We start from the raw sequence: 21,601 nt of genomic DNA, 5'->3' as shown, positions 1-21,601 counted from the left end.
AGGGAGTGGATGCCATGGACGCGCGGATCCTGGTGGTGGACGACGAGCCGGAGATCGCCGATCTGGTGGAGGTCTATCTGAAAAGCGAGGGCTGCACCGTGTTCAAGTGCGGCACCGGCACCGAGGCCCTGGCCGTGGTGCGGGAGCAGCCGCTGGATCTGGCCATTCTGGACGTGATGCTGCCCGACATCAGCGGCCTGACCCTGTGCGGAGAGATCCGGAAGGAGCACCACTTCCCCGTGCTCATGCTCACCGCCAAGGCCGACGACATGGACAAGATCACCGGCCTGACCATCGGGGCGGACGACTACATGACCAAGCCCTTCAATCCCCTGGAGCTCATGGCCCGGGTGAAGGCCCAGCTGCGGCGGTACACCCGGTATAACGAGCCGGACAAGGCCGTGGACAGCCGGGACATCATCGACTTCAACGGCCTGGTGATCAACCGGGCCACCCATGAGTGCTCCCTCTACGACCAGGAGCTGAACCTCACCCCCATCGAGTTCGACATCCTGTGGATGCTCTGCGAAAACCGGGGGCAGGTGATCTCCGCCGAGCGGCTCTTTGAGAGCGTGTGGGGGGAGAAGTATCTGGATCGGAACAACACCGTCATGGTGCACATCCGCCGCCTGCGGGAGAAGATGGGAGAGCCCTCCCGCAACCCCCGGTTTATCAAGACCGTCTGGGGCGTGGGATATAAAATTGATTAGAATTTGAAAAAAAGTGTTGACAAAGGCGGAATCATCGAGTATACTAACTCTTGCCCTGTTCGGCAGGGGTAACACGGCGGCATAGCTCAGTTGGCTAGAGCATGCGGTTCATACCCGCAGTGTCCCCGGTTCAAATCCAGGTGCCGCTACCAGAACCCAAAAGACGGCGCCGCCGTCTTTTGGGACTTCCCTTTCAGCGGTTCCACCCCGCTTGGGCAACCTGGCCCGTTGGTCAAGTGGTTAAGACACCGCCCTTTCACGGCGGTAACACGGGTTCGAGTCCCGTACGGGTCACCAATATGGAGGCGTAGCTCAGCCGGTAGAGCACTTGCTTCACACGCAAGGGGTCACAGATTCGAGTTCTGTCGTCTCCACCACGAAAAACCCTGTAGTCTCAACGACTACAGGGTTTTTTCTATGTATTTCTTTTCATCTCTCGCCTTCTTTTTAACTGCCTTTGGGGGCAAATCCGGGGCGCTTCGGGGCACTTTGGGGGGCACTAATTTTTCTGTGCCCATGGGAAAACGCACGGGAGACACCTAAGCTCAGGTGTCTCCCGCTGCTTTCATATCCTTCTCAATCAGCCCCACGATATAGGCGTTGAGGCTCAATCCCTTCTTTTGGGCGTGTGCCTGTATTTTCTCCTTTTCCCCGGCCTTCACCCGGAGCGGAATCTGGTCGTATGCTTTCGCGTTGTACTTGTTCTTTGCCTTGGTCTCGGCGGTTCCCATTTCTATCACCTCGTCCTCATTGTATCACATCTTTTATGCTGCTATAAGTATATTATAATTCACAGAAAGGGGATGATGAAAATGGGCAAGAAAAACGCCGCAGGCGAAAGCCTACGGCGCCCAGCAGAATGGAAAGCCTGGCAGCCGACATTCTCGCTGGTACAATCTCCGGCCTGATCACAGCAGCAATTCTCAAATTGCTGGACTGGTAAAGGCCAGGGGTGCGGAGGCCCCAACCTCCGCACCCCAACTATAAAATATCTTCACCCTACAGTCAAGAAGGCAACCGTGAATTATATCCTGTTCGTTGTCATTTTTATCCCCGTTTTTATCCTGATCCGAGCCCTGATCCGGAAAGTGAGCGGCCGCCCCGCTAAGAACGCCGCTCACAGCACCAGAACAGGTGAGCCGGGAGCCTTCTCCCGGCCGCCTTGATTATATCAGTGTAAGGCAGATAAATCAAGGCCGAAGGCCGGGAGGGAAATCCCCTCCCGGCCTTCGGCTCTTTCGTGCTGTCATTCCGCCGGGGCCGTGTCTGCGGTGGGCTCCGCGGCGGCCTCCCGGGGCCGGGCCAGCAACTCGGCCTTGCTCTGAAGCACGCAGGCGGCGTAGCGGCACACCAGCACCGCGCCCCGGCCAGCAGGAGCACCAGGGTAGCGCCGATGGCGGCGATGAGGAGCAGCAGGGAGAGCAGGCGCACCGCGCCGCCGGCGATGGACAGGTTGGAGGCCCGATTGCTCTCCGGATACAGCTGAAACCAGCTCTGTTTCTGTTTCATGATTCCCTCCATTTCAGATCTCCGGCCCCGGCGGTGTGCCGGGGCCGGAACATTGGTTGGCTCAGTCCCAGACGGACTCCACGTCCCGGGAGAGGATGGTGCCGGTGGAGGCGTCGATGTCAAAGTCATACTCCATGTTGTTGTAGATGATCTTCACCTCATACTGCAGCCGGCCGTCGTCCCGATCCAGTTCCACCTTCCGGATGTTGCTGTCAGCGGCGCCGGACACCTGGGCCAGGGCGATCTCCCGGGCCCGTGCCTCGCTGATGGCGGCGCCGGTGCTGGTGCTGCCGCCGTTGGAGGGGCGGCTGTAGTGCTCGGCGTCATAGTCGTAGGAGAGCACCGCGCCGGTGGAGGCGTCGATCTCGTAGTCGTACTCCTTGTAGTCGCTGGTGTAGAACTCCACGTCGTATACCAGCCGGCCGTCGTCCCGATCCAGGTCGGCACGGGCGAAGGTCACCTGGCTTGCGGTGAGGCCCGCGTGGTTCAGGGCGATCTCCTTGGCCCGCTCGGCGGTGATGGAGGCGGTGGTGCTGCCGGTGCCGCCATTGTAGTACTCGGCGTCGTAGTCATAGGAGAGCACCGCGCCGGTGGAGGCGTCGATCTCGTAGTCGTACTCCTTGTAGTCGCTGGTGTAGAACTCCACGTCGTATACCAGCCGGCCGTCGTCCCGATCCAGGTCGGCACGGGCAAAGGTCACCTGGCTTGCGGTGAGGCCCGCGTGGTTCAGGGCGATCTCCCTGGCCCGCTCGGCGGTGATGGAGGCGGTGGCGCTGCCGGTGCCGCTCTGGTTGAAGCTGTCGGCGTCGGTGACGTCGCTTCCGCCGGTGAGGGTGACGGTGCTGGAGGTGCCGTTCCAGCTCACGGTCTTGCCCATGAGCTGGCCGATGGCCCGGATGGGCAGGTAGATGGAGCCGTTATAGAGCAGGGGATAGACGGCCTTTCCGTTGGCGTCGCTGAAGGTGCGGGCGGTGCCGTCCACCGTGATGGTGTACTCGGGGTGGAGCTCGGCGGCGATCTGCCGGGCAGAGGCGGAGCCGTCCGGGGTGCCGGAGGCGGCGTCGGCGGTGCGGGGGCTGGTCAGGGAGACGGTGAGGGTGGACTGATCCCAGTTCACGTTCTTGCCCATGAGCTCGCCGATGGAGCGGATGGGCAGATAGGTGGTGCCGTTGTAGGTGATGGGGTGAACCTCCTGGCCGGAGACATTGTAAAAGGTGCGCTCCGTGCCGTCCACCACGATGGAGATGTTGGGGGAGAGCTGGGCGGTGACGCTGCTGGACTGGGCGGCGCCGGCGGCGACGGCCAGGGAGCCGGCGGTCAGGGCGGCGCAGAGTACCAGGGCACCCACCCGCTTGGCGATGGAATTTCTCTTCATAATGTCTTTCCTCCTTGTTTCTGAACAGTGAAAGATCTTGTTTCAGGCTGCTGCGGGGTTACCAATGGAAGGGCTCGGCGTCCCACTCCCGGATGGCGCCGCTGTAGCCGTCGATGGTGAACTCATACTCCGTGTTGTTGTAGATGATCTTGCCCTCGTACTCCAGGCGGCCGTCATCCCGGTCGGTCTCGAACTCATAGATGTCGCTCTCCGCGGCGCCGGGCACCTCCGCCAGGGCGATGGCCCGGGCCTGCTCCGCCGTGATGGCGGTGCCGGGGGTGGCGTTGGGCTGATAGCTGTAGCCCTCCGCGTCGTAATCGTAGGAGAGGATCTCGCCGGTGGCGGCGTCGATCTCATAGTCATACTCCTTGTAGTCGCTGGTGTAGAACTCCACGTCGTACATCAGCCGGCCGTCGTCCCGATCCAGCTCGCTGCGGACGAAGGTCACCTGGTCGGCGGTGAGGCCCGCGTGGCTCAGGGCGGTCTCCCTGGCCTGCTCCTCGGTGACGGCCGCGGCCTGGCCCCCGGTGGTCTGCCCGGCCGAGGGGCTGGGGCTGGCGGCCGCCGGGGCGGACGCCGTGCCGTCGTCGTCTCCGGCGGCGGGGGTCTCGACGGTGCCGCCGCCGCTGCTGCTGTCGATCACCACGCCGGTGACGGCGTCGATGTCGTACTCGTAGCTCTGTCCGCCGGCGGTGAAGTCCACCGCGTAGTAGTCCATGCCGTTGCGTTTGTCCAGGCCGGCGGTGGAGAAGACGGCGTCATCCTCCGCCACGCCGGCGGCCTCCAGGGCAACGGCCTTGGCCGCGTCGATGCCGATATACTCCGCCTGGCCGCCGGCGGTGCCGCCGCCGCAGCCGGTGAGGGCCAGAGCCAGCAGGCCGGCCGCGCACAGGGCGGGAATTGCTTTGCGCTTCATATCTGTAAGCCTCCTTTTCTCTTGCTGGTGATATCCTAGCAGAGAAACATGAAATGAACATGAAATGGAAAAACAATTTCTACTTTTTTTCCGGGGGCAGGTGGAGGGTGAAGGCGCTGCCCAGGCCGGGGACACTCTCCAGGGTCATGTGCCCGCTGTGGAGCTGGGCGATCTTCTGCACCATGGACAGGCCCAGCCCCGCGCCGGAGGCCCCGGTGCGGGAGGACTCGGCCTGGAAGAAGCGCTGCCACACCTTCTCCTGAGCCTCCTTTTCGATCCCGATGCCGTCGTCCCGCACCCGCAGGCGCACCTCGTCCTCCCCCCGGCGCAGCTCCACCCACACATGGCCCTCCGGCCTGCCGTACTTGAAGCCGTTGTCGATCAGGTTCTGGAGCAGGCGGGTGAGCAGGGCGGCGTCCCCCTGGACGAATATGCCGGGCTCCGCCTCTGTCAGCAGCCGCTCCCGGGGGCAGGGCTGCTCGGCGCACACCTGCTCCACCAGCTCCGACAGGTTCAGCCGGGTCAGCTTGGCCTGCTCGGTGCCCTGGTCCAGCCGGGTGATGCTCAGCAGCTGGCCGATGAGGGCGGACATGCGGTCGGCCTGCCGGTGGATCATGGCGATGGTCTCCCGCTGCTCCTCGGGGGTGTCGCCGTACTTCTCGGCGTACTCGCAGGCGCTCTTGATCACAGACACGGGTGTGCGCAGCTCGTGGGAGGCGTCGGCAGTGAACTGGGCCTCCGCCTCAAAGGCCCGCTCCAGCCTGGCAAACATGCCGTTGAAGGTGCCCGCCAGCCGGGAAAACTCGTTGCTGCCCGGCGGCACCTCCACCCGCTGGGACAGATCGGCGGCCTCGTTGATGGCGTCGGCGGTGGCGGTGAGCTGCTCCAGGGGCCGGAAGGCCCGCCGGGCGATGAGGTAACCCCCCAGGGCGGCCAGCAGGATGAACAGGGGCATGGTCACCACCGCCATGAGCAGCAGGTTGGTGATGGCCTGGGGATTGTCCGGGGCCTCCAGCAGGCCCCGCACCCACACGCCCCCGTCCCAGCCGGAGGGCACCCAGAAGTCCAGCACGTAATAGCGGCCGGCGGCGGTGTCCACCGCCCGGGTCAGGCCGTTCTGAAAGGGCTCCTGGGCGGTGAAGGACACGGGCACCTGCCCGGCCAGCAGGGACTCCCCCTGGCTGTATACCAGGGTGTACACCCCGTTGACATAGAACTGGAAGCCCTCCCCCAGCCGGAGGGAGCCGTCGTCGGCCACCTCCACCTGGGTCAGGTTGGCCCGCACCGCGGCGTCCAGCTGGTTCACGGCAGTCTGGGAGGACACCGAGCCGCTGATGCCCAGCAGGAAGGCCAGCAGCAGCCCGGCCATCAGTGCCATGAGGAGCACATACCAGACGGTGATCTTAACCTTGACGCTCATCCGCTTCACGGTGTGCCCTCCCCGTCCTCGGGCGGCTCCCGCAGCACCCAGCCCACCCCCCGCAGGGTGTGGATGAGTCTGTGGGGCCGGCCCTCGTCGATCTTCTTGCGCAGGCGGCTCATATACCCGTCCACGTTGTTGGAGCTGCCTGTGAACTCGTAGTTCCAGATGCGGTCTTCAATCTGCTCCCGGGAGACCACCTTCTCCTTGTTGCGCATCAGGTACTCCAGGATGGAGAACTCCTTGGGCAGCAGGGGGATCTCCTCCCCGCCCCGGGTCACCCGCCGCGCCTCCACATCCAGCACCAGGTCGCCCGCGGTGAAGCGGTTGGTGCGCTGGCCCGCGTGCTTGCGGGTCATGGCCCGGATGCGGGCCAGCAGCTCGTCAAAGTCGAAGGGCTTCACCAGGTAGTCGTCGCCCCCCAGATCCAGGCCGCGCACCCGGTCGGCCACGCTGTCGCGGGCGGTGAGGAAGAGCACCGGGGTGTCCGCCCCCTTGGCCCGCAGCTCCTGCACCAGGGTATACCCGTCCTTCTTGGGCAGCATCACGTCCAGCAGGATGCCGTCGTACTCCGCCCCCATCAGGTGGAGCTCCGCCTCCTCCCCGTCCATGCAGCCGTCCACCGTGTACCCGGCGCGGGTCAGCACCTTGCACAGCAGCAGGTTCAGATCCGCCTCGTCCTCCACCACCAGAATACGCATACCGTGCCTCCTTTTCCCCCTATGGGCTTTATTTGCCCCCATCATAGCACAGCCCGCCCCATTTTGCCAGTCCCCGCCGGCCGCTTCCCGTCCGCCGCCGGCGCACACCCCCTTGGAGTTTTATGCTCTTTTTCCATTTCCCGTAACATTCCTTACATTTTACATCGGCCGCGTAAGAATAACGTAAGATGTTTTGTAACTTTTAAGCTGGATTTGTTTCCCTCCGCCGGGGTATCATGGAGCCCTGAACAGCCCCGCGCCGAACGGCGCGAATATCCAGAAAAGGAGATGTTCCTATGAAGCATGCTGCAAAACGGCTCCTGTCGGCCTGTCTGGCTCTGCTCTTGGTGGTGGGGCTGGTTCCCGCCGCCCTGGCAGCGGAACCGGGAGTCCTCACCGATACAAGCGGGCCGGTCACCCTCACGGCACAGCCCACCGAGTCTCCCACCCCTCCGAATCGGAACTCCACCCCTCCTGCCGAGCCTTCCCTCCCCACGCCCGAGCCCAAGCCCGTGCCTGTCACCAGCGTCAGCCTGAACAAGTCCAGCCTGAGCCTCTCAGTCGGGGAAGCGGAAACGCTGCGGGCTACCGTACAGCCGGACGATGCCGCCGAAAAGGGCATCCGCTGGGACAGCGACCGGCCGGATGTGGCCTCGGTCTCCAGCACCGGCATGGTCACCGCCAGGGCCGCTGGTACCGCCATCATCACCGCCACCACCAGCGACGGCGGGAAAACCGCCTCCTGCACCGTCACCGTCAACCAGCCGCTGCAGGCCGGCGTGACCGTCTCCCCCAAGAGCCAGACCCTGGCCCCCGGGCAGACCATCACCCTCTCCGCCGTCACCGTGCCCCAGGGCCAGGAGGTCACCTGGAGCACCAGTGACTCCAGCGTGGCGGAGGTGGATCCCTCCACCGGCCGGGTGACCGCCAAGGCCCCTGTCCGCCAGAGCGCCGCCGTCATCACCGCCACCTTCAATTACAACGGAACCAATTACCGGGACACCTGCACCGTCACCGTTACCCCCGCCGCCGTCCCCACCCTGCCCCAGTCCGCCGCCGTGCGGGTGGGCCAGAGCGTCAACCTGACCGTCAGCGGCCTGCCCGCCGGGGCCACCGTGTCCTGGTCTGGCGGAAACGCCGCCCTCCGCCTGTCCGGCTCCTCCGGGGCCACCGTCACCGCCACCGGCGGCCAGCTGTCCGGCAAATCCAACCTGGTGACGGTGACCGCCGACGTGAGTTACAGCGGCCAGCGCACCCGCCTCACCTGCCAGGTGACGGTAAATCCCGGCTCCGTCCAGGATATCGCCTACAAGAGCACCCAGGCCGGAAGCGAACAGGCCCTCCGCCAGCAGGACTTCCAGAGCGTGTGCCGGGCCGTGTACGGCTATGATCTGAAATCCGTCACCTTCCGCAAGGTGAGCGGCGGCGAGCTGCTCTACAACGGCAAGGCCGTGTCCCTGTCCAACAGCACCTTCTCCGCCGCCGATCTGAACCGGGTCTCCATCCAGGCCTCCTCGGGGAGCACCGGCGCGGTCACCGTGAGCTACGACGCCGTGGACACGGGCAGCAACACCTACTCCGGCACGGTCAAGCTGGCCCTGTCCGCCGCCGGCAGCGTCATCAAATACGCCGCCCCCACCGGCGGGGCCGCCCTGTTCAACCGGAACGACTTCCAGTCCGCCTGCCGGAATGCCGTGGGCGGCACCCTGGATTTCGTCACCTTCAGCCGTCCCGCCTCCTCCAAGGGCACCCTGTACTGCAACTTCAACAGCCGCACCGGGGAGGGCACGGCCCTGCGGGACAAGGACGCCTGCTACTACAGCCCCAGCCGCAGGCAGATCGACCTGGACACCGTCGCCTTTGTCCCCGACCGGAAATTTGAGGGCAAGGTCTCCATCCCCTTCACCGGCCGGAACACCAGCGGCAAGACCTTCTCCGGCACGGTGGAGCTCACCGTGGGCACCGCCGGCAAGGGCGACGTGACCTACAAGGTGCCGGTCAACGGCTCCGTGGCGCTGGACGACCGGGACTTCAACGACCTGTGCCGGGACGCGGCGGGCGGCACCCTGGATTATATCCGCTTTAACGACCTGCCCTCCTCCGCCAAGGGCACCCTGTACCACCAGTACAACAAGTCCGGCCAGCGGGAGGCCGACCGGAACGCCCGCTACTACCGCTCCGCCGCCCCCTATCTGGACGAGCTGACCTTCGTTCCCGCCAGGGATTATGAGGGCACCGTCTCCCTGAGCTTCACCGGCCGGAGCACTTCCGGCAAGGACTTCACCGGCACCCTGGCCTTCAAGGTGGGCTCCGGCGTCTCCGCCAGCCTGACCCTGGAGGGCGCCGCCGGCCAGCCGGTGCGCCTGGACGCCGAGAAGCTGGAGCGCTTCTGCCGGGACGAGACCGGCGACCGCCTGGACTACCTCACCTTTGACTGGGGCGGCGACCGGCGGACGGGCCAGCTCTACTACCTGTACGACCGGGCCGGCGAGCAGGCGGCGGGCTCCGCCAGATACTACCGCAGCGGCTCCCCCAGCCTGTCCGACCTGACCTTTGTGCCCGGCTCCGCCACGGAGAACCGGGTGACCATCCCCTTCACCGGCCGGAACACCGGCGGCAAGACCTTCTCCGGCGCGCTGGTAATCCAGTTCACCGCCCTGCGGGAGCCCGACGTGATCCGCTACACCTCCGACGGCACCGCCGTGAACCTCCGCTCCGGCGACTTCGCCGCCGCCTGCGCCGCCCGGGGCGGCCGAACCCTGCGCTCCGTCCGCTTCTCCACCCCCAACCTCAACGGCGGCCGGCTGTACTTTGACTACACCGGCCCCGCCCGGTACCGGGGCACCGTGGACGCCAATCTGGACTATGCCGCCAGCGGCGTCTACCCCCTGGACAAGGTGGCCTTCCAGCCCAAGGCCGAGTTCAGCGGCACGGTGGTGGTTCCCTACGTGGGCACTGACTCCACCGGCGCAACCTACCAGGGCGTGGTACAGATCACCGTCACCCCGCCCGCCTCCGCCCCCCGCTTCAGCGACATGGGCAATTACGGCTGGGCCGCCCCCGGGGTGGAGTTCCTGGCCCGCTACGGCATCACCACCGGCACCGGCACCGGCGCCACCTTCTCCCCCGCCGACCAGCTCACCCGCTGCGACTACCTGCTGATGCTGGTGCGCACCTTCGGCTTCACCGCCGCCGGCTCCGACAACTTCGCCGACGTGCCCGCCGGCAGCTACTACGCCTCCGCCCTGGCCACCGCCAAGGCCCTGGGCATCGCCCAGGCCGAGGCCGGCAACACCTTCCGCCCCACCGCCCCGGTGACCCGGGAGGACGCCATGGTGTTCCTCTACCGGGCCATGCAGAAGGCGGGCCGGGGGATCTCCTCCGCCCAGGACAGCTTCCTCACCCGCTTCCCCGACGGCGCGGCCGTGTCCGCCGCCGCCCGGCCCGCCGTGGCCGCCATGGCCCAGGCCGGCGTCATCAAGGGGGATCAGGTGGGCCGGCTCAACCCCCAGGGCACCCTCACCCGGGCGGAGATGGCCGTCATCCTCCACCGGGGCCTCACCCTCTGAACATGCGGAAAAAGCGGCAAAGCCGCTTTTTCCACACGCGGAGCGCCCGCCTTCCCCGGAAGGCGGGCGCTCTCAGGCTGTCGAAAAACCCTCCGTGAGGAAAAGCCTCGCAGAGTTCCTGCGGCCGCAGCCGCAGGAATCAAATCAAAATTCGTCATTTCCGGGGACATGCGCCTCGGAAATGACACTTCTCATGGCGGAAGGGGTGACTTTTTCGCAAGAAAACGAACCCCTTCCGCCATGTGGCCTTTCTCGAAAAAGCGGCAAAGCCGCTTTTTCGACACGCTGTCTGTCTGTTCCGCTCCTCCCATAAAATTTTGCTTCCCCCCTTGACAGGCCTGTGCGCATCGTGTAATATGAAGCTAGCTTCATGAAGTATACTTCATATCCCGCCCCGGAGGTGATCTCTTGAAAACCCGCGTGCGCGAGCTGCGCCAGGCCGCCGGCCTGACCCAGCAGCAGCTGGCCGACCTGGTTCACGTGTCGTCCCGCACCATCATCTCCCTGGAGAAGGGGCAGTACAGCCCCTCCCTGATGCTGGCCTACCGCATCGCCCTGGTGTTCCACACCACGGTGGAGGAGCTGTGCTGTCTGGAGGAAAACAAGGAACTGGAGGATCGCATGTATGAAAATCTATAACAAGACCAACTTCGGCTGGGGGCTCTTCCTCACCGCCATTGGCCTGGCCATGCTGGCCACCAGCATCTGGACGGGCTTCGACATCAAGGGCACGATCCTCATGGCGGCCTGTCTGGTGCTGGGCGCCACCTTTCTGGGGCGCAGCCTCTCCCACGCCCTGAGCCGGGAGGACAAGCTGGCCGAGCTGGACGAGCGCAACCGGCTGGTGAAGCTGCGCAGCAAGAGCGCCGCCCTCACCTGGAGCCAGTGGCTCTGCCTGGCCCTGCTGATTCTCAGCCGCCTGCCCGTGGGGCTGTTCGGGAGGGAGATCTGCGCCGCTCTGACCATCGCCTTCGGCCTCATGTACCTGATTCTCTTTGTCACGGAGCTGATCGCCCTGGCTTACTTCGACCGGAAGCTGTAACGCAGACAAATACGTCCCCGCGGGATCTCCTGCGGGGACGTATTGCATGGACGGGCGCTCAGGCGGTGCTGACGTCCCGGCGGGACAGCCAGCGGATGGACAGGGCGGCGGCCAGCACCAGATACACGGCGCAGCCGGCCAGGAAGGCGGGCAGGGGCAGCTCCATCCGGGGATTGTTGGCCGCCATGCCCAGGGCCAGCAGAGAGTAGGGGAAGGCGGCGCCCCAGCCCTGACTGGTGACCATCAGGCCGAAGACGCCCCCCACCAGGGCCATGGCTACCGGCGGGGCGAAGGCCCGGATGGCCAGGCTGAAAAAGAGCTGCACGGCGCACACCACCACGCCGCCCAGGGCCCCGAAGAGCAGCCACCGGGGCAGCTCCGGCGGCAGGGGGGCGGTGATGCCGGCCACCTTCCCGCTGAGCACAAACAGCACCCCGATGAAGGCCATGGCCAGCAGGGACACCACCGCGTCCACCGCCAGCTTGGCCAGGTAGAGGGTCCCCACCGGGACAGGGGCGGTGAGGGCGGCGTTCCAGTTGTGATCGGTGTGCTCCAGCCGCCACTGCCAGGCGCAGAACACCCCGAACAGGGCGGGCAGGAAGAACATGGAGGAGAACAGGGTGTGCTGGCTCCACAGGCTGTACCACTGATCCTCCAGCACCTCCAGGTTGCCCAGGTAGTTGAAGGTGCCCAGCACCGCCGGAAAGACGGGCAGCACCAGGAAGGCCAGCCACACCGGCGCCCGGCAGCACTTCAGCACCTCGGCCTTGATCGCGCGCAGCAGCATGGCTCACACCTCCTTCCGGACGAACAGGGTCCGTCCCACCGTCAGAAAGACCGCCGCCCACAGGCAGAGCAGCACCACATCCACCGGCTCCGGCCACCGCCAGTAGAAGTCGGTGATCCGGGTGGCCTCGTCCCAGTTCATCCGGGTCAGGGAGAGCAGGCCGTAGTACCCCCAGGGGGCGCACCGCTGCACCCACACGGGGAACAGCATGGACATGAGGCCCACAAAGCTGCCGAAGATGCCGCACACCAGGGCCACCGCCTGGTTGGCAAAGCGGAGGGACAGGCCCTGCTGGAGGGCGTAGAGCATCATGGACACCGCCCAGGAGATAAGAGTAAATACCCCCATCCGCCCCCAGGGCACCCCGCCGGGGAAGTCCATCCACACGCCCAGGGCGGTGAACAGAATGGTGCGCACGGCCACCAGGGCCAGCAGCACCAGGGCCCCCCAGGCCAGCTTGGCGCCGTAGAGCCGGCCGGGGGTGATGGCGGTCTCCAGCAGCTTGAGGGCGGCCCCCTTGTGCTCGATCTCACAGTTTCGGCTGGCTACCGCCGCCGTGCCCACGGGCAGGAGGATGGCGTCCACCAGGGCCAGGTTGTAGAGCATGAGCATCCACCCCTGGGCCAGATCCTCCGGATCCTGCCGGGTCAGGTAGGCCCCGAACCACAGCAGCTGGGCCGCCAGGATACCGGCGCAGATCAGGGTGATCCTCCGGCGGCGGCACTTGTAGAACTCCAGTCTCAGCAGCTTCACAGGCTCGCCGCCTTTCCCGTGAGCTCCAGGAAGATGTCCTCCAGGCTCTTCTGCCGCTCCTCCATGCGGAGCAGATCCACCCGGTGGGCGGCCAGGAAGCGGGACAGCTTGGCCGCGTCGGCGTCGGTAAGCAGGGGGAGGATCAGATAGCCTTCCTCCAGGGTGCAGGGGATCCTGCTCTCCCCCAGCAGGCGGGCGGCCTCCCCGTTGTCGGTGGTGCGCAGGGCCAGGTGGTGGCGGCTCCGGGCGTGGAGGGCGGCCAGGGTGTCCTGGAACACCAGCTCCCCCTCCCGGATGATGCCCACGTGGTCGGCCATCTGGTCGATCTCGGAGAGCAGGTGGCTGGACACCAGCACCGTCATGCCGAACTGGCCGGGCAGGGAGCAGATCAGCTCCCGCATCTCCTGGATGCCCGCCGGATCCAGGCCGTTGGTGGGCTCGTCCAGGATCAGCAGCTTGGGGAAGCCCAGCAGGGCGGCGGCCAGGCCCAGCCGCTGCTTCATGCCCAGGGAGTAGTGGGCCACCTGCTTGCCCTTCTGGCCGTCCAGCCGGACGATGGACAGAACCTCCTGGATGTCCTTCTCCGGCGCACCCCGGAGGGTCTGGACGATGCGCAGGTTCTCCTCCCCTGTCAGGTGGCCGTAGTAGCTGGGGCTCTCGATCAGGCTGCCCACCTGTTTCAGGATGGCGATGCGGTTATGGGGGTTCACATGTTTGCCGAAGACGGTGATCTCCCCCGCCGTGGGTTTGGCAAGGCCCAGCACCATCTTCAGGGTGGTGGACTTGCCCGCCCCGTTGGGGCCCAAAAAGCCGTACACCGCGCCCTCGGGCACGGAGAGATTCAGCTGCTTCACCCGCATGGCCTGGCCGTACTGCTTGCACAGGCCCCGGGTCTCCACGATGTTCATAAGGGACACCTCCTTGTTACAAGACAAGGATAGGGCCTCTCCCTTACGTCCCCATGAAGCCAGCCTTACGGTTACCTTACGTTTTCCACAGGTCGGGTGCAAAGGGTGGACAAGTAAGATATAATAGGAGGGACGGCGGGGAGGGTTCCCGGATACACCTCTCCGTAGGGCGCGGCTTCCCAGACGCGCCGTTTGCCGGGCGGGATACGCCCGCAGGAGGAGAAGATCAACATGGCCTATCACATTTTACTGGTGGACGACGCGCCGGAGCTGCGGCGCATGGTGGGGGAGCTGCTGGAGGGGGCGGGGTATGCCGTCACCCTGGCCGCCGACTGCGCCCAGGCCCGGGCCGCCTGGGCCCGGCAGCGGCCGGACGCGGCCCTGCTGGACGTGATGCTCCCCGACGGGGACGGGTTTGCCCTGCTGGGGGAGCTGCGGCGGGACGGGGGCGACGTGCCGGTGCTCTTTCTCTCCGCCCGGGACGAGGACGAGGCGCGGCTCCAGGGCCTGGGCCTGGGGGCGGACGACTACATCACCAAGCCCTTTTTGCCCCAGGAGCTGCTGCTCCGGCTGGGGGCGGTACTCCGCCGGGTGTACGGCGGCCCGGCCCGGGAGGTGCTCCGCCTGGGGGACACGGAGGTGCACTGGGGCCCCGGCACGGTGCGCCGGGCCGACGGCACCGAGGCCACCCTCACCGCCAAGGAATACGCCCTGCTGAAAAAGCTGGCGGCCAACCGGGGGAACATCGTCACCATCGACGCCCTGTGCGAGGCGCTGTGGGAGGGGCCCATGGTGGGCTATGAGAACACCCTGATGGTGCACATACGCCGCCTGCGGGAGAAGATTGAGGCCGACCCCTCCCACCCCAAATACCTGCTCACCGTCCGGGGGCTGGGCTACCGCCTGGCCCGGGAGGAGCGGCCGTGAGGGGCCGCAACCTCCGCCGCACCCTGGTGGCGGCCGGGCTGGTGGCCGCCTCGGCGGTGCTGGTGCTGATCCTGGCCCTGGGGGGCCTGCTGGCCTTCATCGTGGCCTCCGCCGGGGTGAGCAGCTCGTGGAACGCCTCGGTGGCGGATCTGTCCGCCGCCCTGACCGAGACGGAGGACGGGTACACCTTCACCGCCGCCGACTACCTGGCGGAGAAGGAGCTGTGGGCCATGCTCATCGACGAGAACGGCGACGTGGTGTGGCAGCAGGGCAAGCCGGAGGACGTGCCAAGCCACTACACCCTCGCCGACGTGGCCTCCTTCACCCGGTGGTACCTCAACGACTACCCGGTGCAGGTGCGCATCCGGCCCGACGGCCTGCTGGTGGCGGGGAGCCCCAAGGGCAGCACCTGGAAGCACCCCTTCATCCTGGACACCGAGGTGCTTGCCACCGTGCCCCTCTGGTTCGCGGGGCTGTTCCTGCTGGCCCTGCTGTGCGTGCTGGGCCTCACCGCTCTGGTGCTGAGCCGCCAGTTCCGCCGGGAGCAGCGGGAGCGGGACACCGCCCGCTCCGACTGGATCAACGGCGTGTCCCACGACATCCGCACCCCCCTGTCCATGATCATGGGCTACGCCGGGCAGCTGGAGGCCGCCCCCGACCTCTCCCCCGCCCGGCGGGAGCAGGCGGCGGTGATCCGCCGCCAGAGCCAGACCCTGCGGGAGCTGGTCAACGATCTCAACCTGACCATGCGCCTGGACTACGAGATGCAGCCCCTCCGCCGGGGCACCCTCCACCCCGCCGCCCTGGTGCGGCAGGTGGCGGCCGACGTGCTCAACGGCGGGCTGGAGGAGGGGTACGCCCTGGAGGTGGATCTGCCCCCCGAGGCGGAGGCCCTCACCCTGGAGGCCGACGGCCCCCTGCTCCGCCGGGCTCTGCTCAACCTGGTGAACAACTGCGTCAATCACAACCCGGAGGGGTGCTCCATCACCCTGGGGGCCCGGGCCGACGGGAAGTTCTGCGTCCTGTGGGTGGAGGACGACGGGGGCGGGACGGTTCCCGCCCCGGCCAAGGGCGGCTCCGCCCTGGCCGCCGACGGCGGGGCGGCCCACGGCACGGGCTTGAAGCTGGTGGAGCAGATCGCAAAATCCCACAGCGGCGGGCTGGAGCTGCGCGCCGGAGCGCGGGGCGTGCTGGGCGTGGTGCGGATTCCCCTGTAAAAATTTGCGGAAAAGAGGGAACTTTTTTCCGGTGAGTGCCGTCCAAGAAAGGGCAAACCAAGAAAAAAGGAGAATGATCCATGAACAAGCGAATCCTCTCCCTGGCCCTGGCCGGGGTTCTGAGCCTGGGCCTGCTCACCGCCTGCGGCGCAATCAGAGCCCGCCCCGAGACCGACACCCCGCAGTGGAGAGCCCACCGGCACCCCGGAGACCGAGCCCACCCCACCCCGGAGGAGACCGTCCTGCCCGAGACCACCCGCCGGCGGAGGAGAGCCCTCGAGGAGCCTCCGACACCCCAGTGCCAAGCCTTCCACCAAGCCCTCCGCGCCTCCTCCTCCGCCCCTCCACCAGCCCACTCCCACCCCGCTCCTGTGGAGCCGGAGCCCACGGTGGACGTGGTGCAGTCCACCTGGAACGCCATCTCCCAGCTGGATATCCCCTCCCTGTCCGACGTGGACGCGGAGACCCTCTCCGCCCTGTACGGCATCAACACCGATGATCTGGTGTCCTATGTCTGCAAGATGCCCGCCATCAGCGTCCAGGCCACCGAGTTCTTCATCGCCGAGGTGAAGGACGGCAAGATGGACGCGGTGAAGGCCGCCGTGGAGAAGCGGCAGGCCGATCTGGTGCAGCAGTGGTCTCAGTACCTGCCCGAGCAGCTGGAGCTGGTGGAGAACTACCAGCTGGTGACCAGCGGCAACTACATCCTCTTTGCCATCAGCGAGTACGCCGACCAGGCGGTTTCCGCATTTAACAGCTATACAAACTGAGTTTTAGCGGGTATAATAAGGTAATGTGACGCGCCCGGCAGGGCCACCTGCCGGGCGTTTTCCCGGCCCGAGTACAAAGAGAAGGGATGATGCCCCGTTGGTCTTTTCCAGTCTGTATTTTCTGTTCCTCTATCTACCCATTGTATTGCTTGTCTACTATATTACCCCCCTGAAATGGCGCAATCCGTGGCTGCTGGTGGTCAACCTGGTGTTCTACGGGTGGGGTGAGCCGGTCTACATCCTGCTGATGCTCTTCACCATTGTGCTGGACTACTTTGCCGGCATCATCGTCTACCGGTGCAAGGCCAGGGGCAACGACAAGGGGGCCCGGTGGGCGGTGGGCATCTCCCTGGGCCTGAACCTGGCCATCCTGTTCTTCTTCAAATACTGGGTGCTGATGGCCACTACTCTCCAGGGCTTCGGCATCATGGTGCCCACCTTCGAACTGACCCTGCCCATCGGCATCTCCTTCTACACCTTCCAGACCATGACCTACCCGGTGGACATCTACCGGGGAGACGCGGAGCTGCCCAAAAACCTGGTGAGCTTCGGCACCTTCGTCACCCTGTTCCCCCAGCTCATCGCCGGCCCCATCATCAAGTACAAGGAGCTGGCCGACCAGATGAACTACCGCACCCACTCGCCGGAGCAGTTCGCCTCCGGCGTGCAGGTGTTCACCGTGGGCCTGGCCAAAAAGGTGCTGCTGGCCAACAACATCGGCAAGCTGTGGGATTCCATCCTGGCCCTGCCCGCCGATCAGCTCACCGTGGCGGGGGCGTGGCTGGGTGTGGTGGCCTTCTCCCTGCAGCTGTACTTCGACTTCTCCGGCTACTCCGACATGGCCGTGGGCCTGGGCCGGATGCTGGGCTTCGAGTTTCTCCGCAACTTTAACTACCCCTATATCTCCAAGTCGGTCACCGAGTTCTGGCGGCGGTGGCATATCTCCCTGGGCTCCTGGTTCCGGGAGTATATGTATATCCCCCTGGGGGGCAACCGGGTGAGCAAGCCCCGGCTGTACTTCAACCTGTTCCTGGTATGGGCGGCCACCGGCATCTGGCACGGGGCCAGCTGGAACTTCCTGATCTGGGGCCTCTACTTCGCGGTGCTCATCATCCTGGAGAAGGCCTTCCTGGGCAGGCTGCTGGAGAAGCTGCCCGCCGCCGTGCAGCACATCTACACCCTCTTCCTGGTGCTGGTGAGCTGGGCCATCTTCGCCGTGGAGGACTTCTCCCACATGGGCGTCTACCTGCGCTCCATGTTCGGCATGGCTCCCGGCGGCCTCACCAACGATAACGTCTGGTATTATTTTACCTCGTTTTTGCCCATGCTTATCATCGCCGCCGTGGCCTCCACGCCGCTGGTGACCAAGCTGTGGAAAAAGCTGCCGGTGAAGGCCGTCAAGGCGGCCCTGCCGGTGGTGCTTCTGGCGGGGCTGGTGTTCTCCACCGCCTATCTGGTGGACGCCACCTACAACCCCTTCCTGTATTTCCGATTCTGACATAAGGAGGAACCACCATGACCAAGCGCTACTGCATTTTCATCACCGCCCTGTTCTGCGCCTTCATCGGGGTGTTCCTGGTAGCCAACGCCGTCTCCCCCGACCGCACCTTCTCTGAGGTGGAAAACCGCAACCTGGAGCAGCTGCCCGCCGTGGATTTCGGCACGCCGGAGAAGCTCTTCCGGGACGGGAACTTCTTCAACGGCCAGTTCATGCGGGACTTTGAGACCTATACCACCGACCAGTTCATCGACCGGGACGCATGGGTGGATCTGAAGGCCCGCACGGAGCGGGCCCTGGGCAAGAAGGAGAACAACAACGTCTACTTCGCCGACAACGACACGCTGATTACCCGCTTCGACCAGCCCGCCGCCGACCGGGTGACAGAAAACCTGAATTATGTGAACAAGTTTGTGGAAAATGTGGACATCCCCGTGGTGTTCTCCCTGATTCCCACCCAGGCCTGCATCTGGGCCGACCGGCTGCCCGAGGGCGCCCCCAACGCCAGCCAGACCGACCTGATGGCCCAGGCCCAGGGGGCTGTCACCGGGGCAACCTGGGCGGACGTGTACACCCCCCTGATGGAGCACAAGGACGAGGACATCTTCTACCGCACCGACCACCACTGGACCAGCCTGGGCGCCTACTACGGCTACACCGGCCTGGCCTCCGCCCTGGGGTACACCCCCGTCCCCCTCAGCGAGTACACCCCCACGGTGCGCTCCACCGAGTTCTACGGCACCGTGTTCTCCTCCTCCGGCGTGCGGTGGGTGAAGCCGGACACCATCACCACCTACGTGCCCGACGACGGCATCACCGTGGTGAGCCACACCTACGACAACAGCGGCAACCCCGTGGAGGAGCAGCGGGCCCTCTATGTGGAGTCCTTCCTGTCCGTGAAGGACAAGTACTCCATGTTCCTGGGCGGCAACCAGTCCCTGGGTGTGGTGACCAACACCAACAACCCGGACGGCCCCAAGCTGCTGATCATCCGGGACTCCTACGCCGACTCCCTGGTGCCCTTCCTCACCGCCCACTACTCCGAGATCCACCTGATCGACCCCCGGTACTACCACCTGTCTGTGAAGGACTATGTGGAGCAGAACGGCATCGACCAGGCCCTGGTGCTCTACAGCGTGCCCAACTTCGTCACCGACGGCAACCTGTTCTGGATCACCCGGTAAGGCCCCTCCGCCAGACCCCGGGCAGAAAACAATCGGCCCCCGCTCCGATGGAGCGGGGGCCGATTGAGGCCGTCGAAAAAGTGGCTTTGCCACTTTTTCGAGCAGGATGCAGTCCGCCGCGCGCAGGATTTGTCCGCCTGAGCCGGACAAATCCCTCACTTGCGGCCTGAGAAGTGTTTTCTCCGACGCACATGTCGCCGGAGAAAACAGATTTTAATTTTTTCGCGCCTGCGGGCGCGAACTCTGCGAGGCTTTTTCGACACACTGAATCGGCCCCCGCTCCATTGGAGCGGGGGCCGATTTCTCTTATGTGTATGTGCTGTTTGATCAGTCGCGCTGAGAGTGGATGTTCATGGAGTGATTGACCTTGCCGATGATCAGCATGACAACCACCATGGAGGCCACGGCGATGATCAGATCGATCACCACGTTCTGGATCATACCAGCAATGATATAGTTGACGAAGGCAACTGCCGCCACAGTGACCGCGTAGGGCAGCTGGGTGGCCACGTGGTTCAGGTGGTAGCACTGGGCGCCGGTGGAGGCCATGATGGTGGTGTCGGAGATGGGAGAGCAGTGGTCGCCCATGACCGCGCCGCCCAGGGTGGCCGCGATGGCGATCATCAGGATGTCGTGGCCGGGGCCGATGTCGGCCACGGTCAGCTCAGAGGCGCTGACGCCGGCGAACACGGGGATCACGATGGGCAGCAGGATGGTGAAGGTGCCCCAGGAGGTGCCGGTGGCGAAGCCCAGGAAGGCAGCGATAACAAAGACCACGGCAGGCAGGAAGTTGGCCAGGCTGGAGCCGAAGCCCTCCACGATACCGGCCACGAACTCGGGGGCGCCCAGGGCCTTGGTGATGTCGCCGATAGTCCAGGCCAGGCACAGGATCAGGATGGCGGGAACCATCTGCTTGAAGCCCTCGGGCAGGCAGTCCATCAGCTCGGTGAAGCTCATGGAGCGGCGGATGGCGAAGAAGATCATGTTGATGATCAGGGCAATCAGGCCGCCCAGAGCCAGGGCGGGCGCGGCGCTGGTGTTGGCGAAGGCGGTGAGGATGTCGGTACCGCCGTTCTGGAAGCCGACGATCAGCAGGCCGGACACGCAGCAGATGATCAGGATGATGACGGGGATGACCAGGTCATACACCTTGCCGTTGGGGTTGAACTTCATCTCCTCGGCACCGGCAAAGGGGCGCTCGGGGGTGGTATAGAGATCACCCTTGGCGGCGTTGTCCTCGTGGGTCTTCATGGGGCCGTAGTCGATGTTCAGGCAGGTCATCACGATGATGAACACCAGGGTCAGGATGGCATAGTAGTTGTAGGGGATGGCCTTCAGGAAGATCTGGAAGCCCACCTCCTCATTGCCGATGATGCCGGTGACGGCCGCGGCCCAGGAGGACACGGGCATCATGATGCACACGGGCGCGGCGGTGGCGTCGCACATGTAGGACAGCTTGGCGCGGGAGATGTGGTGGCCGTCTGCCACGGGGCGCATCACGTTGCCGGTGGTCAGGTTGTTGAAGTAGTCGTCCACGCCCAGCACGATGGCCAGGATGAAGGTGGCCCACAGGGCGCCGGACTTGGTCTTGATGTGCTTGACAGCCCACTCGCCGTAGGCCTTGGAGCCGCCGGCCCGGATCATCAGGGCCACCATGGTGCCCAGGATGACCAGGAACATCAGGATGCCGGCGTTGCCGCCCACATTGCCGGTCAGGCGGTCAACAAAGTCCTGCAGGGCAAACAGGGGGTTGCCGTTCACATACAGGAAGCAGCCGACCATGATGCCCAGAAACAGGGACGAATACACTTCCTTGGTAATCAGGGCCAGAACGATTGCCACCACAGGGGGCAGCAGGGACACGACAGTCCCCCAGGCAGCGCTGGTGGGCGCGTCACCCTCTGCGAAGGCCACGGTGACCAGGATGGAAGCCAGGGCGAACAGGACTAACAGAAATTTGCCGAATTGTGTCTTGCGCGGTGAGCTCATAACAATCCTCCTATTCAATCTCTGAATCCTTAAAGCTCCCCAACCCAAGGACTCGTTGAACATCATAGCGGATCGTCAACAATTTGGCAATATTTTTTTGCGTTTTACAAAAAGTTTGTAAGCGCTTCACAGTTTATCCACAAATTTTTTGTAAGGCCCGCACAAAAACCGGGAGTTTAGTTCCAGTATCCTCCATTTTCTTTCATTTATCACCAATTCAGCAGTCCTCTTGGCAGCAAATTTGCATAATACGCACAAAAGCGTAAAGCAAGACCCGCCCAGGCGGGCGGGTCTTGCTTCCAGTAGGTGTAAGGTTTGAAAATGCC

General features: G+C 64.9%; 18 protein-coding genes and 3 tRNA genes. 12 read left to right on the top strand and 9 right to left on the bottom strand.

All coding sequences use genetic code 11. The features are described 5' to 3' along the window. Positions 1–14 precede the first annotated feature (14 nt). From vanR to B5E42_RS14980, 4 genes are all read left to right on the top strand, one after another. Positions 15–710 (top strand): VanR-ABDEGLN family response regulator transcription factor, encoded by a 696-nt coding sequence (gene vanR, locus B5E42_RS14995; RefSeq protein ID WP_087241076.1) that lies wholly within the window; start codon positions 15–17, stop codon positions 708–710. A gap of 75 nt (positions 711–785) precedes the next feature. After that, positions 786–862: transfer RNA gene (locus B5E42_RS14990), tRNA-Met, on the top strand. Positions 863–932: 70 nt separating this feature from the next. Then, positions 933–1,007 (top strand) — tRNA-Glu (locus tag B5E42_RS14985). Positions 1,008–1,011: 4 nt separating this feature from the next. Beyond that, positions 1,012–1,087 (top strand) — tRNA-Val (locus B5E42_RS14980). 168 nt (positions 1,088–1,255) lie between these two features. Here the strand turns inward: B5E42_RS14980 and B5E42_RS14975 are convergent. From B5E42_RS14975 to B5E42_RS14955, 5 genes are all read right to left on the bottom strand, one after another. Next, positions 1,256–1,441, bottom strand: coding sequence for an antitoxin (locus B5E42_RS14975; protein ID WP_087241074.1), 186 nt, complete (start codon positions 1,439–1,441; stop codon positions 1,256–1,258). 839 nt (positions 1,442–2,280) lie between these two features. Next, positions 2,281–3,594, bottom strand: coding sequence for a PepSY domain-containing protein (locus B5E42_RS14970; protein ID WP_087241072.1), 1,314 nt, complete (start codon positions 3,592–3,594; stop codon positions 2,281–2,283). A gap of 58 nt (positions 3,595–3,652) precedes the next feature. Then, entirely contained in the window at positions 3,653–4,510 is an 858-nt protein-coding gene (locus B5E42_RS14965) for a PepSY domain-containing protein (RefSeq protein ID WP_087241070.1), read from the bottom strand. 79 nt (positions 4,511–4,589) lie between these two features. Then, positions 4,590–5,930, bottom strand: coding sequence for a HAMP domain-containing sensor histidine kinase (locus B5E42_RS14960; protein WP_242967180.1), 1,341 nt, complete (start codon positions 5,928–5,930; stop codon positions 4,590–4,592). A gap of 5 nt (positions 5,931–5,935) precedes the next feature. Next, positions 5,936–6,631, bottom strand: coding sequence for a response regulator transcription factor (locus B5E42_RS14955; RefSeq protein ID WP_087241066.1), 696 nt, complete (start codon positions 6,629–6,631; stop codon positions 5,936–5,938). Between the two features lie 296 nt (positions 6,632–6,927). Between B5E42_RS14955 and B5E42_RS19990 the strand changes: the two genes are divergently transcribed. From B5E42_RS19990 to B5E42_RS14940, 3 genes are all read left to right on the top strand, one after another. Next, the gene (locus B5E42_RS19990; RefSeq protein ID WP_087241064.1) at positions 6,928–10,200 is read left to right on the top strand and encodes an S-layer homology domain-containing protein; all 3,273 of its coding nucleotides are present in this window, start codon (positions 6,928–6,930) and stop codon (positions 10,198–10,200) included. A gap of 408 nt (positions 10,201–10,608) precedes the next feature. Next, positions 10,609–10,839 carry a helix-turn-helix transcriptional regulator gene (locus B5E42_RS14945; RefSeq protein WP_087241062.1) on the top strand — a complete coding sequence of 77 codons (231 nt, stop codon included), beginning with the start codon at positions 10,609–10,611 and terminating at the stop codon, positions 10,837–10,839. Beyond that, the gene (locus tag B5E42_RS14940; RefSeq protein ID WP_087241060.1) at positions 10,826–11,242 is read left to right on the top strand and encodes a hypothetical protein; all 417 of its coding nucleotides are present in this window, start codon (positions 10,826–10,828) and stop codon (positions 11,240–11,242) included. Before B5E42_RS14945 ends, B5E42_RS14940 begins: the two co-directional genes overlap by 14 nt. Before the next feature lie 58 nt (positions 11,243–11,300). On the opposite strand, the gene B5E42_RS14935 is transcribed toward B5E42_RS14940, so the two are convergent. Genes B5E42_RS14935 through B5E42_RS14925 form a run of 3 tightly spaced genes read right to left on the bottom strand, consistent with a single transcriptional unit; the run spans position 11,301 to position 13,690 of the window. Beyond that, positions 11,301–12,029: an ABC transporter permease gene (locus B5E42_RS14935; RefSeq protein WP_087241058.1), complete on the bottom strand. Its 729-nt coding sequence runs from the start codon at positions 12,027–12,029 to the stop codon at positions 11,301–11,303. Between the two features lie 3 nt (positions 12,030–12,032). Continuing rightward, a complete protein-coding gene (locus B5E42_RS14930; RefSeq protein ID WP_087241056.1) occupies positions 12,033–12,782 on the bottom strand; it encodes an ABC transporter permease in 750 nt (249 codons plus the stop codon). Beyond that, positions 12,779–13,690 (bottom strand): ATP-binding cassette domain-containing protein, encoded by a 912-nt coding sequence (locus B5E42_RS14925; protein WP_087241054.1) that lies wholly within the window; start codon positions 13,688–13,690, stop codon positions 12,779–12,781. The genes B5E42_RS14930 and B5E42_RS14925 overlap by 4 nt, the downstream gene beginning before the upstream one ends. A gap of 231 nt (positions 13,691–13,921) precedes the next feature. On the opposite strand from B5E42_RS14925, the gene B5E42_RS14920 reads away from it, so the two are divergent. The 5 genes from B5E42_RS14920 (at position 13,922) to B5E42_RS14900 (ending at position 19,286) form a co-directional block, all read left to right on the top strand. Then, positions 13,922–14,617 (top strand): response regulator transcription factor, encoded by a 696-nt coding sequence (locus B5E42_RS14920; protein ID WP_087241052.1) that lies wholly within the window; start codon positions 13,922–13,924, stop codon positions 14,615–14,617. Next, positions 14,614–15,834 (top strand): HAMP domain-containing sensor histidine kinase, encoded by a 1,221-nt coding sequence (locus B5E42_RS14915; RefSeq protein ID WP_087241050.1) that lies wholly within the window; start codon positions 14,614–14,616, stop codon positions 15,832–15,834. The genes B5E42_RS14920 and B5E42_RS14915 overlap by 4 nt, the downstream gene beginning before the upstream one ends. Positions 15,835–15,914: 80 nt before the next feature. After that, entirely contained in the window at positions 15,915–16,604 is a 690-nt protein-coding gene (locus tag B5E42_RS14910; protein ID WP_087241048.1) for a DUF4358 domain-containing protein, read from the top strand. A gap of 97 nt (positions 16,605–16,701) precedes the next feature. Continuing rightward, entirely contained in the window at positions 16,702–18,102 is a 1,401-nt protein-coding gene (locus B5E42_RS14905) for an MBOAT family O-acyltransferase (protein WP_087241046.1), read from the top strand. 17 nt (positions 18,103–18,119) lie between these two features. Continuing rightward, the gene (locus tag B5E42_RS14900; protein ID WP_087241044.1) at positions 18,120–19,286 is read left to right on the top strand and encodes a DHHW family protein; all 1,167 of its coding nucleotides are present in this window, start codon (positions 18,120–18,122) and stop codon (positions 19,284–19,286) included. Between the two features lie 327 nt (positions 19,287–19,613). Here the strand turns inward: B5E42_RS14900 and B5E42_RS14895 are convergent, their stop codons facing one another. After that, positions 19,614–21,275 (bottom strand): Na+/H+ antiporter NhaC family protein, encoded by a 1,662-nt coding sequence (locus tag B5E42_RS14895; protein ID WP_087241042.1) that lies wholly within the window; start codon positions 21,273–21,275, stop codon positions 19,614–19,616. Between the last annotated feature and the right edge of the window lie 326 nt (positions 21,276–21,601).

It is taken from the genome of Flavonifractor sp. An10, assembly GCF_002161215.1.
In the GTDB taxonomy this organism is placed as follows: domain Bacteria; phylum Bacillota; class Clostridia; order Oscillospirales; family Oscillospiraceae; genus Flavonifractor; species Flavonifractor avistercoris.
Note: the sequence above shows the minus strand (reverse complement) of the source record. Positions and strands in the feature narration are given on the sequence as shown.

Bases quoted from the DNA above. Each gene is read 5' to 3' on its own strand.
- B5E42_RS14920 (WP_087241052.1), top strand. From the start codon at position 13,922: ATGGCCTATCACATTTTACTGGTGGACGACGCGCCGGAGCTGCGGCGC.
- B5E42_RS14925 (WP_087241054.1), bottom strand. From the start codon at position 13,690: ATGAACATCGTGGAGACCCGGGGCCTGTGCAAGCAGTACGGCCAGGCC.
- B5E42_RS14900 (WP_087241044.1), top strand. From the start codon at position 18,120: ATGACCAAGCGCTACTGCATTTTCATCACCGCCCTGTTCTGCGCCTTC.
- B5E42_RS14940 (WP_087241060.1), top strand. From the start codon at position 10,826: ATGAAAATCTATAACAAGACCAACTTCGGCTGGGGGCTCTTCCTCACC.
- B5E42_RS14965 (WP_087241070.1), bottom strand. From the start codon at position 4,510: ATGAAGCGCAAAGCAATTCCCGCCCTGTGCGCGGCCGGCCTGCTGGCT.
- B5E42_RS14910 (WP_087241048.1), top strand. From the start codon at position 15,915: ATGAACAAGCGAATCCTCTCCCTGGCCCTGGCCGGGGTTCTGAGCCTG.
- B5E42_RS14935 (WP_087241058.1), bottom strand. From the start codon at position 12,029: ATGCTGCTGCGCGCGATCAAGGCCGAGGTGCTGAAGTGCTGCCGGGCG.
- B5E42_RS14895 (WP_087241042.1), bottom strand. From the start codon at position 21,275: ATGAGCTCACCGCGCAAGACACAATTCGGCAAATTTCTGTTAGTCCTG.
- B5E42_RS14970 (WP_087241072.1), bottom strand. From the start codon at position 3,594: ATGAAGAGAAATTCCATCGCCAAGCGGGTGGGTGCCCTGGTACTCTGC.
- B5E42_RS14960 (WP_242967180.1), bottom strand. From the start codon at position 5,930: ATGAGCGTCAAGGTTAAGATCACCGTCTGGTATGTGCTCCTCATGGCA.
- B5E42_RS14975 (WP_087241074.1), bottom strand. From the start codon at position 1,441: ATGGGAACCGCCGAGACCAAGGCAAAGAACAAGTACAACGCGAAAGCA.
- B5E42_RS19990 (WP_087241064.1), top strand. From the start codon at position 6,928: ATGAAGCATGCTGCAAAACGGCTCCTGTCGGCCTGTCTGGCTCTGCTC.
- vanR (WP_087241076.1), top strand. From the start codon at position 15: ATGGACGCGCGGATCCTGGTGGTGGACGACGAGCCGGAGATCGCCGAT.
- B5E42_RS14955 (WP_087241066.1), bottom strand. From the start codon at position 6,631: ATGCGTATTCTGGTGGTGGAGGACGAGGCGGATCTGAACCTGCTGCTG.